At 53.5% G+C, this 16,801-nt stretch carries 20 protein-coding genes and 1 tRNA gene; 9 read left to right on the top strand and 12 right to left on the bottom strand.

What is annotated here, in order from left to right; all coding sequences use genetic code 11:
* Positions 1-743: 743 nt before the first annotated feature.
* Positions 744-1,340 carry a hypothetical protein gene (locus AB1A64_RS13230; protein WP_366551835.1) on the bottom strand — a complete coding sequence of 199 codons (597 nt, stop codon included), beginning with the start codon at positions 1,338-1,340 and terminating at the stop codon, positions 744-746.
* Positions 1,341-2,814: 1,474 nt separating this feature from the next.
* Here AB1A64_RS13230 and AB1A64_RS13225 point away from each other — a divergent pair.
* From AB1A64_RS13225 to AB1A64_RS13215, 3 genes are all read left to right on the top strand, one after another.
* The gene (locus tag AB1A64_RS13225; RefSeq protein WP_366551834.1) at positions 2,815-3,222 is read left to right on the top strand and encodes a hypothetical protein; all 408 of its coding nucleotides are present in this window, start codon (positions 2,815-2,817) and stop codon (positions 3,220-3,222) included.
* Between the two features lie 39 nt (positions 3,223-3,261).
* On the top strand, positions 3,262-3,546 hold the full coding sequence (locus AB1A64_RS13220) for a helix-turn-helix domain-containing protein (protein ID WP_366551833.1): 285 nt from the start codon (positions 3,262-3,264) through the stop codon (positions 3,544-3,546).
* Between the two features lie 712 nt (positions 3,547-4,258).
* The gene (locus tag AB1A64_RS13215) at positions 4,259-5,005 is read left to right on the top strand and encodes a hypothetical protein (protein ID WP_366551832.1); all 747 of its coding nucleotides are present in this window, start codon (positions 4,259-4,261) and stop codon (positions 5,003-5,005) included.
* A 145-nt stretch (positions 5,006-5,150) separates the two neighbouring features.
* Here the strand turns inward: AB1A64_RS13215 and AB1A64_RS13210 are convergent.
* The 3 genes from AB1A64_RS13210 to AB1A64_RS13200 form a co-directional block, all read right to left on the bottom strand.
* Positions 5,151-5,227 (bottom strand) — tRNA-Arg (locus AB1A64_RS13210).
* A 21-nt stretch (positions 5,228-5,248) separates the two neighbouring features.
* On the bottom strand, positions 5,249-5,725 hold the full coding sequence (locus AB1A64_RS13205) for a GNAT family N-acetyltransferase (protein WP_366551831.1): 477 nt from the start codon (positions 5,723-5,725) through the stop codon (positions 5,249-5,251).
* A 14-nt stretch (positions 5,726-5,739) separates the two neighbouring features.
* Positions 5,740-6,051, bottom strand: coding sequence for an ETC complex I subunit (locus AB1A64_RS13200; protein ID WP_366551830.1), 312 nt, complete (start codon positions 6,049-6,051; stop codon positions 5,740-5,742).
* 153 nt (positions 6,052-6,204) lie between these two features.
* Here AB1A64_RS13200 and uvrB point away from each other — a divergent pair, with 153 nt between their 5' ends.
* The 4 genes from uvrB to AB1A64_RS13180 all read left to right on the top strand — a co-directional run bounded on the left by uvrB (position 6,205) and on the right by AB1A64_RS13180 (position 9,999).
* Positions 6,205-8,394 carry an excinuclease ABC subunit UvrB gene (gene uvrB, locus AB1A64_RS13195; protein ID WP_366551829.1) on the top strand — a complete coding sequence of 730 codons (2,190 nt, stop codon included), beginning with the start codon at positions 6,205-6,207 and terminating at the stop codon, positions 8,392-8,394.
* Entirely contained in the window at positions 8,395-8,898 is a 504-nt protein-coding gene (locus tag AB1A64_RS13190) for a hypothetical protein (RefSeq protein WP_366551828.1), read from the top strand.
* Between the two features lie 18 nt (positions 8,899-8,916).
* On the top strand, positions 8,917-9,201 hold the full coding sequence (locus AB1A64_RS13185; RefSeq protein WP_366551827.1) for a hypothetical protein: 285 nt from the start codon (positions 8,917-8,919) through the stop codon (positions 9,199-9,201).
* Between the two features lie 90 nt (positions 9,202-9,291).
* Positions 9,292-9,999 carry an ORF6N domain-containing protein gene (locus tag AB1A64_RS13180; protein ID WP_366551826.1) on the top strand — a complete coding sequence of 236 codons (708 nt, stop codon included), beginning with the start codon at positions 9,292-9,294 and terminating at the stop codon, positions 9,997-9,999.
* On the opposite strand, the gene AB1A64_RS13175 is transcribed toward AB1A64_RS13180, so the two are convergent.
* The 4 genes from AB1A64_RS13175 to AB1A64_RS13160 form a co-directional block, all read right to left on the bottom strand.
* Positions 9,996-10,349, bottom strand: coding sequence for an MmcQ/YjbR family DNA-binding protein (locus tag AB1A64_RS13175; protein WP_366551825.1), 354 nt, complete (start codon positions 10,347-10,349; stop codon positions 9,996-9,998). The two genes, AB1A64_RS13180 and AB1A64_RS13175, sit on opposite strands and share 4 nt — an antisense overlap.
* A gap of 77 nt (positions 10,350-10,426) precedes the next feature.
* Complete coding sequence (locus AB1A64_RS13170; RefSeq protein WP_366551824.1) at positions 10,427-10,834, bottom strand: hypothetical protein; 408 nt, start codon at positions 10,832-10,834, stop codon at positions 10,427-10,429.
* A 64-nt stretch (positions 10,835-10,898) separates the two neighbouring features.
* Complete coding sequence (locus AB1A64_RS13165; RefSeq protein ID WP_170350529.1) at positions 10,899-11,189, bottom strand: hypothetical protein; 291 nt, start codon at positions 11,187-11,189, stop codon at positions 10,899-10,901.
* Between the two features lie 98 nt (positions 11,190-11,287).
* Complete coding sequence (locus tag AB1A64_RS13160) at positions 11,288-11,593, bottom strand: excalibur calcium-binding domain-containing protein (RefSeq protein ID WP_366551823.1); 306 nt, start codon at positions 11,591-11,593, stop codon at positions 11,288-11,290.
* Positions 11,594-11,835: 242 nt separating this feature from the next.
* Between AB1A64_RS13160 and AB1A64_RS13155 the strand changes: the two genes are divergently transcribed.
* On the top strand, positions 11,836-12,339 hold the full coding sequence (locus tag AB1A64_RS13155; RefSeq protein WP_366551822.1) for a pyridoxamine 5'-phosphate oxidase family protein: 504 nt from the start codon (positions 11,836-11,838) through the stop codon (positions 12,337-12,339).
* On the opposite strand, the gene AB1A64_RS13150 is transcribed toward AB1A64_RS13155, so the two are convergent.
* Both AB1A64_RS13150 and AB1A64_RS13145 read right to left on the bottom strand, forming a co-directional pair.
* Positions 12,324-12,731: a universal stress protein gene (locus AB1A64_RS13150; RefSeq protein ID WP_366551821.1), complete on the bottom strand. Its 408-nt coding sequence runs from the start codon at positions 12,729-12,731 to the stop codon at positions 12,324-12,326. The genes AB1A64_RS13155 and AB1A64_RS13150 overlap by 16 nt on opposite strands.
* A 62-nt stretch (positions 12,732-12,793) precedes the next feature.
* A complete protein-coding gene (locus AB1A64_RS13145; RefSeq protein WP_170397282.1) occupies positions 12,794-13,120 on the bottom strand; it encodes an antibiotic biosynthesis monooxygenase family protein in 327 nt (108 codons plus the stop codon).
* Between the two features lie 146 nt (positions 13,121-13,266).
* Here AB1A64_RS13145 and AB1A64_RS13140 point away from each other — a divergent pair, with 146 nt between their 5' ends.
* Positions 13,267-13,929 carry a hypothetical protein gene (locus AB1A64_RS13140; RefSeq protein WP_366551820.1) on the top strand — a complete coding sequence of 221 codons (663 nt, stop codon included), beginning with the start codon at positions 13,267-13,269 and terminating at the stop codon, positions 13,927-13,929.
* Positions 13,930-13,974: 45 nt separating this feature from the next.
* Here the strand turns inward: AB1A64_RS13140 and AB1A64_RS13135 are convergent, their stop codons facing one another.
* Both AB1A64_RS13135 and AB1A64_RS13130 read right to left on the bottom strand, forming a co-directional pair.
* The gene (locus AB1A64_RS13135; protein WP_366551819.1) at positions 13,975-16,263 is read right to left on the bottom strand and encodes a glycosyl hydrolase family 28-related protein; all 2,289 of its coding nucleotides are present in this window, start codon (positions 16,261-16,263) and stop codon (positions 13,975-13,977) included.
* Positions 16,264-16,397: 134 nt separating this feature from the next.
* Positions 16,398-16,799 (bottom strand): DUF4864 domain-containing protein, encoded by a 402-nt coding sequence (locus tag AB1A64_RS13130; protein WP_366551818.1) that lies wholly within the window; start codon positions 16,797-16,799, stop codon positions 16,398-16,400.
* Between the last annotated feature and the right edge of the window lie 2 nt (positions 16,800-16,801).

Below are 16,801 nucleotides of genomic sequence, written 5' to 3'. Positions count from 1 at the left end.
GCTTGGCCCACAGGTGAAGGTTATTCGCCATTTAAGAGAGACGGCACTCTTTCCCTTGGAACTGGTTGTGTGATCAGAAACACATAACTGTATTTGTCCCCTAAGTCCTTTGTGTCTTGGGTCAGCAAGCTACCGTTCGAGAGATGAATCGCGTACTCAAACCTATTGGACGAGAATTTTGCTTCCGAAGCCGTCCCGACTTTGGAACGGGCAGCATTCAATACTTCAGTCCCGACGTTGGAGAGCTGCTGTGAGCTCTTTACGTTCAAACCGCAAACCTCAACGTCTGTTGCGCCAGGAAGGTCCATCAAGCCCACGAAGGCTGAACTGCCTGGAACCAGATAGACTGAATGGATACGCCCAATGTCCTCGGATGATCGCAGAGAGCTACCACGTGCCTTCCCTTGAAAGTTCTCGAAGTTGGGGAGGCTCTCTAAGCATGTGTTCGAGAAAGCTAAGGTCGCCTGTTGGGTAACGCTTGTTTTTGTCGGCGTTTGGCAGGCGGAAAGCGCACCGACAACTGCGAGGGCAGTGCTCAAACGGTAAATGTAGCGGCTGCGTGATGGCAGGTAAGAGCTTATCGGTGGATGCATTAGTTTCTCCTTCAAGCTGTTTTAAATAAAATTATTTATCATCGAAGATGAAAGCAGATTTGTCATATTCGGTGTTTACTTAAACTGATCCATAGACCGATGGTTTGAGCCCTAAGCCGCCATGCTAGCGCCGCCGACCAAGTCACGTTATCAATTGTTTGAGTTGTATCTCACACAAACATCTCCGATTTTACGATGGTCGGCATTGAGGCTACCTCGGCGGTAATAGTCCTCAACCAAGCCAGCCGCAAAGCAGGAAATAAATGTTCCCTTTCGGATCTGCACTTTCGAAAACCCCTCCGCCTCCAACTTGTCGTGCAATCTGGTAACAGACACAATGTAAACGTCAGAGTCCAACGTTTCGCCGAAAACCCTACTCGATAACTGATAGAAATGCGTATCAACAATTGACAAAACGGTTTGGAATGAACTGTACAGTTTTGCCGGTACAAATTCGATATCTTCTCTGTTTTCTATGAAAACCACAATTACATCAGATTTTTCTGGGTCTACCCATTCATCGGTAAAATCAAATTTTTCCTGATTGCCGTCGTGCTTTTGCAAAAAATCAATGAAACCTGCCGGAGCAGCAAAGGTAGTAACCTTCATTGGTGCCTCAGCCAAAGCGCTACCTGCGCTGTGAGAGAACAAGATAAAAATCTGAACACAGAGCGTTGCTAACTTATTCGTCAACACAGCATCTCCATTTTTGTTTTTGGTGATAAGAAGACCGTCAATCCGTGTCACTGACAGCGCTCGGAGCAATTACACATCCATGGCTCTCATACCACCCGTGTGCTTTCACTAACTTCACTAAGCAAACCAACTTTAGGGTGACAAGCTCGAAAGTCAGCTTTGTCCGCACAGCCGACGTTCGCTCCTTTTTGGGTGTCCAGAAATGGGCCGGTTGTTTCATGTCTGACCGTTCGTGCTTTGCTATCTGCCCTATGGTGGATCAGGATTTTTTGCCATGCTAGCGAATGTAGGGGGGATGTTGGGATTCAAAGCACCCTTAGAGTTCGGCGGCTCAGCCGCATTTACTGTTGGTCGGTTGTTCCCTTCAGCCGTTTTTTAACGGGAAATAACGGGCAACGGAAAACCTGCCTGACGGTTTCGGTTATGGTCACAACTACGTTTTGGCGGCTCGATACCGTATTTGTTTAGCCGCTAAATCCTAGTTTTGACCTAATGCATTATAATATATGAAAAACAATTTGTTTCTTAAATGGAAACAATGTATTTTGCTTCTTGTTCCCTTGATTTCACGCCATGTGAACCTCGTGCGTTAAGATAATTCCACTCACCCCCTAGAGAGGGGCTGGCCAAGACCCCCCTAGTCCAGCCCCTCGCCCGCCCTCACTCTCTGTCATTTGTGAAACGGCGGGATACGCCCGTGAGGCCTCTGCGGGCGTGGTTTCATTGTACCACACTTCTTAAATTGGTTCTCATCGCCCCAAAGGTGTGCATCTCTGCGCGGCAGGACGGCGTTATCGGCGATAAGTTCAACAAGCTGACCCGAGGGGAGCCAAAAGACTACTGGAAACGTGAACGTCTGAACATCGGCCTTAGACGTCCAGCTTTCAGTAGGTTCGGATATGGACCGGCCTTCTAATGTCTGGATCGTATTCTAACGGGATTTAACGGACGTATCAAAAACCACCGGGGAATTTTGTGTATCCTTTCGTCGCCTCAGGCGTCGCATCGCAATATAGGTGGACTAAAGGGTGGACAGAAATCAATAACCAATCATCAAGTTATTGAAAGTAATTATTTTTTGAAAGAATGTGGCGCCTCAAGAGAGCATTTCTATTAAATTTGTGGTGATGTAACTTTAGGAAAGTAAACACTATTGCAACTCAGCATGGTACCCTGTGTCGCTTTTTGTGTCACCTTTTCCTACGCTTGTGGACTTGTAGTGAGTTCTTCTGACATCTTCGGTGTAAACGGAGTGATTTTGTGCTGTTTCCCATTTAAAAAGACCAAATGCATTCGCTAAGATGAATGCGTTAGCGCTGGCTGCACACAAGTCTTTGGAGAGTGCCTTACCCTTAGCGAGATTGCAGAACGCCAATTGAAAAAATTTGTAGACTGAGCGAAATACGCCATTGACGTACATGCGCCATTGACGTACAGATAAGGTAACTTCGGCATTAGACTGAAGGAACGGTTGCAGAGGCGAGTCATACGGGGCCTAACTTGAAGCCTATGGGGGCATACAGAAATGAACGATGAAGTGAACGAAGTTTCTTTTTCCGCAACAGACTATCCAATTACGGTGGCGGAAGTATTGCAGGCTAGCGAGATGTTGGACCGCCTCCTTTCTTGGGAAGAGCGTGACCAACTTGTTGATTGCTTGGCTTACCAGCCTGACGTTGGTGAGCATTTGGTAGGCGGGTCTGGTGTCCGCTTCAATGTGTTTGAGTTTGGGGACGGGGAAGCATGCCGTGATGTGACCGTAGTATATCTCTTCCACGACCTGAATATGCCGCTCTATGTGTTGGCGGTTTATGAGGGCGAAAAAGTGTTTCGTCCAGAAAGTGACGAGGAGGAAACAGTGAACAACTTAGCTGCCGGAATTGTTCATAACTGGATTAAGGGGGCCAAAAAAAGAGCCGCCAGTAAGACCTAGCGTGTCTAGGGTGAACATGAGGCAAAGGAGAGTAAAAAAATGAAAGAGGTAATAAGAGGATTAGAACAAGCTCTCGAACACTCTCAAGGTGCAAACAACGGTACACGTTGCACTAAAGTGCGCGTTCCTGAGCAAGTTGATGTACGTGCCATTCGCGAAATGCTTGGACATTCTCAAGCAGAATTTGCTATGCGCTTCGGCTTTAGCTTGGCGAGCATTCGAAATTGGGAACAAGGGAGGCGTTTCCCTGATGGCCCAGCTAGAACATTGTTGAAAGTTATCGAAGCTGAACCTGCGGCTGTGGAACGATCCTTGGCTGTTTAAACTGGTATAGCGTTTCAACGGTTCTGATAAAATCGTTAGAGCTTTTTAGAAGCTGCGTCTTCATTGGCGCAGCCTTTTTTTTCTGTGAGGTATATGTGAACTTTCAGGGCCAAGAACTGATCTCAAGAGCGACATACGTTTCGAACAGAAGCCTTGTGGCGCTGGCATTAGCTAAAATCCTCACAGTCTACACCGGCGTTAGTTTGGAGGGCTTCACACTCCTTGGCGTTTCGCCTAACGCCACCCAAATCGAAACTGTCACAAACTTCATGCTCGGCTTTCTTCTGCTCAACCACTTGCTTTCCTGGTTTGGTGACTTTCGCAGCTTTCAGAATTGGAATCATCCAGCCAAAGTTGTTCCAAATCCGGACATTTTTTAGAGGCAAATGAGCCTGTGCCCAGGTTGGAGTACCTTGCAATCAATATGGAACTGAGAAACGAAAAGATGAGAAAATGGCTGGAAGGAAAAGATCAACTCAACGATGCCTCACTTCTAGCCACCAATGAAGAAACTGCGCAGAAAGCTCTCGGGTGGGTCAGGTCCGGCGCAAAGTTTAACACACATGCAAAGGCGTATCTATTCGGTTGGTTCCTGGCTCTACCGGTATGCGTTACGGGTTTGGCGTTCTTCTTGTAGTTCAGCTGCTCTTGCCAGCCAGCGCAGTCAGTGGGACACTTACGAAATTTAAACTCGTTTAGACCGTCCTGTGATATGAAAATAACCTATTCATCTGTGCGCCACCCCGTTTGGGCTGATGCGAAGAAGTCAACTATTAACTGCCTCGTAAAATTTGACCACATGAAGGGCGAAGTACCCTTCACAGCAAACCCGGTTGACCCAGAGCCATATGGCCGCGAAATCTTCCAAAAATGTGCTTCTGGTAAGTGTGGCCCGGTTGCTGAATATGAACCTAATATCCAAAATGCTGACAACAGCATTTGGAGCACTTCAGAAGATCCAACATTCGAAAATTGGCCAGAAATTCTTCAGTTTGTTCAGGAAGCGAACCGAGAAAACTCCTGCGGAACTGAAAGGGGGCAAGTTTTAGTCTGGTCATCCATGATTGAGACTCTTGTATTCAGACTGCTACAGAGTTTTTTTGTTGAGCACTCCCTGTCTAAAGAAGTTATTGACTCTAAAGATATGACTTTCTCCACCGCAATTGATCTGTCGTTTTGCCTCGGACTAATAAACAAGAAAGAACATAGAGCCTGCAGCAATGTTCGGACAATCCGTAACTACGTAGCGCACAGTTGGGAGCTCAGTTTGAAGAGTCGAAAAGTTCAGTCTGCAATTAAGTCCTTGTATGATGCGAACCATTCGACCCAGTTTGAGTGGATAGATGAAGCCGAATACCTCATTAAAATTGTCTATGCTGGTTCTTGTGGCATTCTGGCAATGAGTTTGGCGAACAGAATTGAAAGCGCGGCAAGCCAACGACGCCTTACACTAGAATAACTACCACTGCAGAGGTACGAGATTTGCTCGGGGTCACCTAGTAAAAATCACTTAAAAAAGCAACTTTGTCCCCTATATGTCCCCCAAAAGTAAACTTTTAGAGCCAAAAAAAGACGCAAAATTCTCATAAGAACCTGATTTTTAATGGCGATCCCTGAAGGACTCGAACCCTCAACCTGCTGATTAGAAGTCAGCTGCTCTATCCAGTTGAGCTAAGGGACCGCTGCGCCCTTCTTGCTGTTTTTACGGGCGGGGTTCAAGACCCAAGCGCATGAAGGCGCTGTTCGGGTCGGCTTCATACCCAAATATCGGTCCGCAATAGGTATATCCCAGCGATTCATAGAGTTTGCGCGCGGCGTCATATTCCGTCAGATGGGCCGCCCCGGTTTCCAGCACCAGCGCCGTCACACCTTCGGAACGGGCAAGATCGGCCAGGTAAGTCATGATCACTCGCGCCAGGCCACGGCCACGGGCGGCGGTCACGACATGCACTGATTTCACCTCAGAGGTACCATCAGGCAAGGCTTTAAGCGCACCACATCCCAGCGGCTTACCCTCTTCATACAATGCCCAGAATCGAATGCCGGGCTCTCGCAATGCATCGACGTCCAAGGTGTGGTTCGAGGTCTGGGGCGTGGCATCCCAGCTATGGGCCAGATGCGCTTGAATGATCGGGCGCATGTCCTGCGCACCGGGGTCCACTTCGCGGATGTCGATCATTCCAAGGGTCTTGGTCAATGGGTCCAGGGTGCCCGACGACCCGGGGCGAAGTTTTCGCCATACCCACCTGCACGCACGTTGGGCTTGCGCTTATGCGGTTCGCTGACCTGCGCATCAATCCCGTTGTCCTTGGCGTAATCCAACGCCTCTTCTTTGGTGTCGAATTTCAGGCGCACCTGGGTCTGCGTGTCTTTGGACGAGGTCCAGCCCATCAGCGGATCAACCTCGCGCGATGACGCGGGGGCGTATTCCAGAACCCACTTGCGGGTCTTGGCCATTCCCGAGGTCATTGCATTTCTTGCGGGCTGGTAAATCCGTGCGCGCATGTCGCCTCTCCGTACTCACTTGGCTAGAGATGTTTATGCGCCAGGAGGGCGGTGCGGACAAGTCCGCAATTGTCGCAATTTCGGCATTTGGAAATGCCCCCTTGAACAAGAACAAAAACAGATCAAAATCAGGCGCGAAAGGAATCTCCCCTTATGGCCTATGCTCATTCCGACAAGACCCAGATGAATGCCGAGGATGTCCGCGCCCGCCTGAAGCTGGAAGGCGGCAAGGAATTCGTCATGCATACCGAGTTCGCACCAGCGGGTGACCAACCAACGGCAATCAAGGAACTGGCCGGGGGTGTGATGGACGGTGAACGCGATCAGGTCCTGCTGGGTGCGACCGGAACGGGCAAGACCTTCACCATGGCCAAGGTGATCGAGGAAACCCAGCGCCCTGCCATCATCCTTGCGCCCAACAAGACACTGGCGGCGCAGCTATATGGTGAGTTCAAAGGTTTCTTCCCCGAGAACTCGGTCGAGTATTTCGTGTCCTACTATGACTACTACCAACCCGAAGCCTATGTGGCGCGGTCGGACACCTATATTGAAAAAGAATCCCAGATCAATGAACAGATCGACCGGATGCGCCACTCGGCCACGCGGGCACTGTTAGAGCGGGACGATGTGATCATCGTGGCCTCGGTGTCCTGCATCTACGGTATCGGTTCGGTCGAAACCTATGGGGCGATGACGCAGGACCTGAAGGTCGGCAACGAATACGACCAGCGGCAAGTGATGGCCGATCTGGTCGCCCAGCAATACCGGCGTAACGATCAGGCGTTTCAGCGCGGGTCTTTCCGGGTACGCGGCGATTCCTTGGAAATCTGGCCCGCCCACCTTGAGGATCGCGCCTGGAAGTTCTCGTTTTTCGGGGAGGAATTGGAAACCATCACCGAATTCGACCCGCTGACCGGCGAACGCGCAGCCACGATGGAGCAGGTGCGCGTTTATGCGAACTCGCACTACGTGACGCCGAAACCGACCATGCAACAGGCCATCATCGGGATCAAAAAGGAGTTACGCATCCGTCTGGACCAGCTGGTCGGCGAGGGCAAATTGCTGGAAGCCCAACGGCTGGAACAACGCACCAATTTCGATCTGGAAATGCTTGAGGCCACCGGCGTCTGCAACGGGATCGAGAACTACTCGCGCTATCTGACCGGCCGCGCGCCGGGCGAACCGCCCCCAACCCTGTTCGAATTCATCCCCGACAACGCCATCGTCTTTGCCGACGAAAGCCATGTCAGCGTCCCGCAAATCGGCGGCATGTACCGGGGCGACTATCGGCGCAAGTTTACGCTGGCCGAACACGGGTTCCGCCTGCCGTCCTGCATGGACAACCGACCGCTGAAGTTCGAGGAATGGGACGCCATGCGCCCGCAATCCGTCTTCGTCTCGGCCACACCTGCGAAATGGGAGATCGAACAAACCGGCGGCGTCTTCACAGAACAGGTCATCCGCCCCACTGGCCTGCTGGACCCCGAGGTCGAAATCCGCCCCGTGTCGATGCAGGTCGACGACCTGTTGGACGAGGTGCGCAAGGTCGCCGCCGATGGCTATCGCACGCTGGTCACCACGCTGACCAAACGCATGGCCGAGGATCTGACCGAATACCTGCACGAACAGGGCATCAAAGTGCGCTACATGCACTCGGACATTGACACGCTGGAACGGATCGAAATCCTGCGCGACCTGCGGCTTGGGGCGTTTGACGTGTTGATCGGCATCAACCTGTTGCGCGAAGGCCTCGACATACCCGAATGCGGGCTGGTCGCCATTCTGGACGCGGATAAAGAGGGGTTCTTGCGGTCCGAGACTTCTCTGGTTCAAACCATCGGCCGCGCCGCGCGCAACGCCGACGGTCGGGTGATCATGTATGCCGACAAGGTCACCGGTTCTATGGAACGCGCCCTCAATGAGACCAACCGCCGCCGCGCCAAACAGCTTGCCTATAACGAGGAACACGGCATCACGCCGGAGACGGTGAAAAAGAATGTCGAGGACGTTCTGGCCGGTCTCTACGAGGGCGACGTCGACATGAACCGCGTCACCGCCACCATCGACAAACCGATGCACGGCGCCAACCTCGAGGCCCATCTGGACGGGTTGCGCGAACAGATGCGCAAAGCCGCCGAGAACCTGGAATTCGAAGAAGCCGCCAACATCCGGGATGAGATCAAACGTCTGGAAGCGGTCGATCTGGCTGTCGCTGACGACCCCATGGCGCGGCAATGGGCGGTCGAGAAAGCCTCGGAAGACGCCGTAAAATCGCGCGGACGGTCAACGGCTGGCAGGCCGGGGCAGCGAGGTGGGAATGTGAAGAGAAGGAAAAGACAATAGGTGAAGGCTGATATTTCATTTGAAACCAAATGTATTGCGTACCTCTGCGCTCGATCTGAACACGAAAAACAACCACGTCTGGCACCCGCAACTGGTTTCTTTTGGCGGCACGGCGGAAAGACATACTTGGTGACCAACCGCCATGTCGTGACAGGTCGATATGCAAACAATCAGCCGCTGAAAGATGGTTTTGATCCCCTTTTTCTCGACGCGCATTTCTATCAGAAATCAGGGCAAGCTCGGCAAGGGTATACTCCTGTCGAGCTAAAGCGCATTCGCAAGACGCTCTACAAAAATTGCGAGCCTGATTGGATCGAACATCCTGATGACCGGAACTTTGACGTTGTCGCAATTGAGTTATGCGAAAGTTTGGATGTTTATGCCGTCAATGATAAAGAACAACACGATGAAATTTGGCTTGAAGCAGGAGCAGATTGCTTCGTTGTGGGTTATCCGGAAAGACTGACAGGTCCGGCCCTGACACCTATCTGGAAACGCGCTTAAATTGCGTCTGAACCAGCATTGGACTACGATGACTTGCCGGTTTTTCTTTGTGATACTGCAAGTCGTCCCGGAATGTCTGGCTCACCCGTTTTTGTTAAGGCGTTTGGTGATTTCGGAAGAGAGGGAGCCAAAAAACCAAACGGAGGTTTCTTTGGCTTTTGGACAAAATTTGCTGGAATCTATTCCGGCAGAGATGGCACCGAAACCGACGGCTTCCAATTGGGTCGTGTCTGGAAGGCAGACACTTTGCAAAAGTTGTTTGAAAATCCCAAGACGCCAGAACGGCCCTTTTCAGTACGGTGAACGTCCTCTCATACTCCACACTCCACCCTTGCAGCCCAGCGCCCTCTCCTCCACGTTTGAAATCACAAATTGTGATTCCAATCGGTTGCCATGACGAACCCCAATACCCTGCCCAGCACCCATGAGGTCCAAAGCGCCATTCACCGGGTGCGCGGCACTCGCGTGGTGCTGGCCGAGGATCTGGCGCAGTTCTACGGAAAATCCGTCAGCGCCTTCAATCAGGCCGTCTCGCGCAACAAGGACCTGTTCGAGGGCTACCGCTTTCAGCTGACCGACGCTGAGGTCGCCGATTTGCAATCACAGAATGTGATCTCAAAACCCAAGGGTCGCGGCGGGCGGCGGGTCAATCCGTGGGTCTATACGGATTACGGCGTGGCCATCGCCTCGGCCCTGTTCAAGGATCCGCGCGCGATCAAGATTACTCGGATGATCACCGAGGCCTTCGTCGACGGCGCAAATGCATTGGCCGAGACCCCGCGTAGCGTGCCGGAAATTCTGCCTCCCGAGGATGCCCCTGCCCCATTGCTGCCCAATGGGGACCAACTGCGCGATCTGGCCGAAAACATCCTCGATTCCGGGCAGCAAAGCCTGGTCGATTACATCGCCAACCCCACCACCAAGCGGCAACAGGCCGTGGCGGTGATCATGAAAACGCTGGCCGAAACCGCCGGAGAAGAAGTGCGTACCCAGCACGAACGCTTGCGCTTGAACATCGCGCAACGTCTGGCCACTGGCGATTACGCCGATGATGACGACCGGAAACGTCTGCTGGAATTGCTGCACGCGATGAAGGGTTAAACACCCAATTCGGCCCGCGCCTTCTTGGTCAGCTTGGCCACAACCAGATCATAGGACGTCACGATATGCTCGCGCAGGGAAGTATCGCTCATCCCGCGTTCTTCGTAGACCTGCAACCACTTCATCCCCCGCGAGGCCAGATAAGGCGCTGGGCGGATGCCGGGTTCGTCACCAAGAACCTCAAAGGCCAGATCGGTGGCTTTGAAGGTAAACGCGTCCATCCCATCGTTCCAGCCGCAGATCGCAAAGACCTTGCCGCCCACCTTCCACACATCCGCATTGCCCCATTGCACCACGTGGCTGGTGGCTTTGAGGTTGGCGCAAAAGCTGTTGAATTCATCTCGGGTCATGGCCCGATCTTGGCTTGCAAGATCAACTGAAAGCAAGCGAGATGATCAATCCTCTCGCTTACTTTCTTGCAATGTGTTTAGTAGCTGACCCACCAATCATGCAAATTGCGTTTGCCGTCAGTGAATCTCAGGTCGCGGCCCATAAAATAGACCTTCGAACAGAGTTCACCCTTACCAGAGGTATCAGATTCCCGGCAGAGTTCATTGCCTTTGACCGACCACGTGCCTTGGTCTGTCCATGACCCGTCATTTGCGGTTGAAGATTGTTTTCCATCTTTTTCAAACGTCCAGGTCCAATTGGAACTTTTGAGAGTTTTCCCCGAGACGATCTTTTCTATCGACGCCCCGTCCATTTGCTGTGCGCCCATATCCTTAATCTGGGACACCTTGGTCGCCGTCAGGAAATCTTTGGATGTGTCGGCAATGGCCGCACCGGAACACAGGGTTGCGATCAAAGCAATAGCTGCGCATTTCGAAAAGTTCATTGAACATTCCTCCTGAAAAAAATCTGGTGCTAGAGTTGAAAAATTTGGCCCTGAATACGCGGACCTATCCTTTATCCCAATGGACAACCACATCGAACCCGGCCGGTGATGGCGGGCCTTCTAGGAATTCGGCAAAATGTCCCCAAAGCGCCGCCACTTTGGGGGCGTTGGCGTTCGAGGTTTCTTCGCTTTGAACCACGGCCACAACAAAACCGGTACCGTCCTCGTTCATGACATTGGTAAAGCTGTGCATGCCTTCCATGCCCATAATCTGATCTTTAAGCTCGTTCATTTTTGCCTCGGCCGCATCCCGCATTCCGGGCTTCATCTTGAACTGAGTAATACGTGCAAACATGATTTTCCTCGCTATCTGGGCGAATTCCCCCAATGACGGCCAAAACGGCGCGTCCGGCGGAGTGTACCACAGTCACGGGGATTCTGTTAGAATTGGGGTCAGGGCCGCAGGAATTTGGCGTTGCCGACTGTCCGCGAACTGGGCGTTTCAGCCGGTTGCGGCACTGCGCTCTGCCCGGATATCGCCCTTTGCGTATCGCAGGCCACACCGTCGCCATCGGGGTCATTGCGCTGATGGTACCCAGGGCCACCCTCAACGAATGGCCCCGGCACAATGGTTTCGATCGCACCGCATCCAGCCAGGGCGATAAGATGCAACAAGGCTTCTTCGTGCCTATACTCAGACGTCCGCATATAGACCCCCACGACGATGCCCATAACCGTCACCGGCAGCATCAGGACCATGAGGAAAATTCGGACCGGAGATAATGCGCGTTTTCGCAGCGCCTCTGCCCGTTTTTGACGCCGCGAAACCTTGGGGGCAGAAGATTCCGTTTCAGGGGAGGGTTTTCTAAAGTGCATGCCCCCCTGTTACCCTCGATTTGTGGCGAAACCGAGACCCCAATTGACCCAGAAACAAGCCCTCGCGCGCGGAAGGCAAAGAAGGTATCTTCTGCGTGTTTCAAACAGCCGGAACCCCGCACACCATGAGCCAATCCAGCCCCTTTCACTCGGTCGATGAGGCCGCCCGATGTTTGACTCGTGATCTGATCGAGGGTGCAACCTATGGTGCGCTTGCTACCTTGCAACCGAACCTAGGGGTCCCTTCGGTGTCGCGCATCGCTCTGGCCACGGATGAGGCAGGCAATCCTGTGACCCTGATTTCGGCATTAGCGGATCATACAGCCGCCTTGCGTGCCAATCCGGTCTGCGCGTTATTAATCGGAGAACCCGGCAACACAGGCGACCCACTAACCCATCCCCGATTGACATTGCATGCCAAAGCCACGTTCGTTGCCCGTGAAAGTACCGAACATGTCGGCTTGCGGTCACGGTATCTGAACCTGCGACCTAAATCGAAACTCTATGTCGATTTCACCGATTTCAACTTTGTGCGTTTCGCCATTTCAGACGCCGTTCTGAACGGAGGATTCGGAAAGGCCTGGCGCCTTGCCCCCAGCGATTTGCGGCCTGATCAGCGCACCACGTGAACCGCGCAGGCGGCGTGACGGACCACGTGGTTTGTGGTTGAGCCCAACAAAAGATCCTGCATGCCAGGTCGGTGCGAGGCCATGATGATCAGGTCAGGCTTGTGGGTTTCCGCCCAGTCCAGAATGGTGCGCCCGGAATGCCCTTCGATCACTACACCTGTCGCATTGGGCAGCTTGGCCGCCAACTCATCCAGCTCGCTCTGGACCGCCTTGCGAGCCGCGGTCAGATATTCCGGCGGCATGTAGGAAATCGCGTAGTTCGGAATATGCTCGACCACATGCAGCAGTGTCACCTGAGCATCTGGCGTTGCCAAAATCTCGGCCAGTTTCAGCGGGCCGGAGATATCCCGATCGGCATCAAATGAAATTGGAACAAGAATGTTGTGATACATGGTGAGCCTCTACTTTCTCCAGCCACCATACCCGATTTTACCGATTAAGGCTTTGATACAGGTCAGGAACTGCCAAAAGTCTCGGCCACGTCATACATCACCGGCTCAAAGCTTTTACACATCTCGTTGATTTTGCGATTGCGATCGCGCATTTCCGGCGTTCGCAGCATTGCCAGAAAATCCTCACGACGGTTCCACTGGGAATAGTTGGCAATCCGCGTCTGCGCATCGTTCACATGCAGCCCCGCAGAAACAAACCCCGGCTGTTTCGAGATGAACTGGGCGTAGGCGTCGGTCAACGCATCCAACAGATCGTGGCAGGTGCCCGGTGTCATTTCAAAAGTGGTGATGACAGTCTGGACGCTCGCGGTCTTGGAAATCTTCGGCATCTGGAATCTCCCTTTTCTTTTGAAAGCTTAACACAGGATTTGGAAAGGTCTCGTGTTTCCTTGAACGACACACCGCCTTGGATTGGTTTCCAGGAAATAAACAAAATTCTAACCAACCGTTAACCATGCTGGCGGAAACTGCGCGCATGTTCCGGGTTCTCGCTTTTTTGGTATTACTGCTTGCCGCAGCCCCGGCTTGGCCCGGCGCATGGCTGCGTGAGAAGGACGCAGCGTTCACCGCGGCCTCGGTCACTGCATTCAAAGACCGTGACGGCAGCTATGATTACAAAACAGCGCTTTATGCCGAATTCGGATACAGGCCGAACCTCACAATTGGGGTAGATTTCGAACAAAGCCGGGATTTCTACGGCCACGCCCTGTTGTTCGCCCGGGTTCCCGTGGCCGATTTCAAAAAATGGGGGCGTTTCGCGGCCGAGTTCGGGGCCGGTGTCCACCACAAGCAACTGGACGCCTGGGCGATGTACAAACTGACCCTGTCCTATGGCCAAGGGTTTCAAACCGGTTGGGGCAACGGTTGGGTTGCGGTCGACACGGCCCTGGAAATTCGCACACATGACGCGGTTTACCGCAAACTGGATATAACGGCGGGCCTTTCGTCAGAACGATTGCTCAATCCACTGATACAGGTGGAAACAGCTTATACCTCTGGCCACTCGCTATTTTGGAGGGTCAGGCCCTCGGTCATGATCCGTGCGCGCGACAAAGGGCCCACATGGGTGCTGGGCCTTGAACGCAACGATGCCCGCAACGATACGGGGTTGAAAATCGCGCTTTGGGAAGAGTTTTGAGATCGGTGAAATGGCCACCCTGGAAAAGGGTGGCCATCCCAGTTGTCAGCTTTCCATACGAATGAGGGTCGAGACTTCTCCGCGGACCGCCTCGGGCCAGCGCAGGTTGATCGCGTTTCTCGACGCACCTTGTTCTAACTGCACATAGGGGGTGGCATAGGTCACCGCGCCGAAAGTATTTCTCAAAGCGCCCAACGCCGTAACCGCATCGCAACTGCGCGCATACCCTCCAAAAGGCAGCTCTCCGGCTGTCTGAACGGACCAAGCTTGCGCCGCAGTTCCTTGAGTATGCGTGACCCGCAATGGGTTCGCAACTTTTTGATCCACGCCGTGAAAGGTATTGTTTTCAAACATCACATTGCGATGCGCATAGTTGTTCATACTGGCAAATGAGGTATCCACCCTTTCCACCCGCGTGATACCACCGCTTGTTGCGCGGAACTTATTTCCGGTCACGATCACACCGTTCAGGAAGTGTCCTGCACCATGGGGACGAACGATGAGGTAAGTGAACCAGGGCGGGGCCTCGCTGGAATAGAAGATGTTGTCGGTAATGGCCATCGAGCTGAAGGAAAACCCGGTCGTGTAAACCGGATCTGCGTCCCGTTCGTTGGTCCACAGGATCGAGCAATTGTCGATATAGTTCCCCGAGATTGTCGAGCTGTTGTAAGTGCCGATCATGACCAATCCAGGGCTGCGTACACCTTGTGGAATGCTGTCGCCCTGGAAAAAGTGATTGCCGAGGATCATGTTGTTGGTGCCACCAAGTACCGCAAAATGGCGGAACCGTACGGCCCGGTTGTGGCGCAGTTTGACGTCGTTGGCCGTCGCGTTCAGCGCGATCGACGAACGATCTGGGACGTTAAAGGATTCTTCGGTGGACAAGAACTGGCACGTGTCGATCAACATGCCCTGACATCCGGTGCCAATAGACGTGATCCCGCGATCCTTGGGGCGGCTGATAAAACAGTTCGCCAATGCGAAGGTACTACCAGACGGAGCCAGACGGATCGCGCTGCTGCGACCGTTACATTGGAATTCGATCTGTTCCATTCCAAATTTGCGCAGCGTGCTGAAACCGCTGAAATCCAGCAGATACTTGAAAGACAGGAACGTGAATGTCTGCGTTCCAGACGCATCGTAGAGCGGCGCGCTGAGCGTGATTTCACCCGCGCCGTCGTTTTTCGAACGCACGTAAATCTCGCGACCGACGCCGCTCCCCTGCACCAGCGAACCAACCGGAATATTGGCCACATTCGCCACGTTCACCAACCGGGTGGGATCGTTCGGGTTGTAGGTCGCGACCGATGTAAAGGTTTCGGTGTCCCAGGCCGTACTGCTCTTGACGTCGAACTGTCCGTTGCGGATCACACGGCGCGTCGAGAATCCGGTTTGCCGGTTGGGAACAGCGGCGGCCATATCGATAGGCTCGGTTACCGATACCTTGCGCCCACCCATATCCAGCGATTCATGGTCAGAATTGTTCAGCAACGCCTGAAACGCCTTTTTAAAGGCCCGCATTTCATCACCAAACGCATTGATATAGGTCGGCAGATCAAAATTCTTGGTCAGTAACAGCATCTTGTCGTCCGGCATCGTTACGGTGCCTTCGAATTCGATCTCGGATGACACCGACGTGTTTTGCGCCAGCAGATAGGTCCCCTCGGGCACGAAAATACGACGACCATTCGCAGCCTGATCCGCGGCCTCGAACGCGGCTGAGTCATCTGTCACGCCATCCCCGACCGCGCCGAAATCGCGGACATCGACCAGACTGATGAGATTACGAAGGAATACGCCGGTGACATCCGAGATCTCGATATCATCTACCCGGATCACCGCCCCGTTTGCGCCATCGATATCCAGACCGAAATGCCCGTAAAGGGCCTGTACACCCCATGGCATATCCACGCCAGGGCGCTGACCGGTGCCGACAATGGCCGTGATCTCATGCACGGTGCCATAGCCCGAAAGCTGCGTAGCCGGGCCTTGCTCGGCCACACCGGTAACATGAACATCCCCAGCACCGCCGGCCCATCCGGCGATACGTACCTCGGGCAGCGGGCCGCTGATGGCTTTGACCCGCGCCTTGATTTGCAGGTAACAGCCCGGCAGCAACGGCGTCTGCCCCATGTAACGCAGGCGCTGGGTGGTGCTGACCTTCAGGATTTCAAGACAGCCCGCAAAATCCGCATCCGCTGGAACAAACGCGCCGGTGCCCGATCCGTCATAGGTAGGCGAGCCGGGCGTCCCGTCGCCGCTGGACCACACATTCAAACCATTTGCGAAAGCAGGCGGCGTGAACACGATACCGTCGGTGATTGCCTTGTTCATAGAAATCCCTTTCCCAATCGCGCCGCATCAGCGCGCATAAACCCAGTGCCCGGAGACACACGCCCCGAACGCAAAAGCCTGAGTAACGAAAAGGAATTAACCGCCGCTCATGTCACCGTGACGGTGGTGTTGCATCAAGCCGCCGGATCAGAATTGCCCAGCAGTTGCACGCCGTTGATCTTCCAACCGTTGTCCATCTGCACCATCTGATAGTCCAGGATATGCACCCTGCCAGCGTCATCAGTGATCATGACCTTTTGCCACAGCGCCCCGGCCACCTCGCGCAATTCCAGAAACTGAACTTCCGCCGGGCGCCACACCATCGGATAGCCGCGCCTTACCATGACACCGAAATTCTCGGGCGTTTGAAACAGCTGCTGGATATTGGGGCTGGCAAAGGTAAAGGCGGTGGCAAAATCATCCGCCTCAAACGCCTTTATCTGCGCCGCGATGTTTGCCTCGATCTCGGCGCTTTGGGCAAACGCGCCCGAGGCCAAACCGGCGCTGAGGGATAGTGCAAGCAGTATTCGACGCATGG

It is taken from the genome of Ruegeria sp. ANG10 (assembly GCF_040705255.1).
Taxonomy (GTDB): Bacteria; Pseudomonadota; Alphaproteobacteria; order Rhodobacterales; family Rhodobacteraceae; genus Ruegeria.
This window is presented reverse-complemented; position numbering and strand designations above follow the sequence as displayed.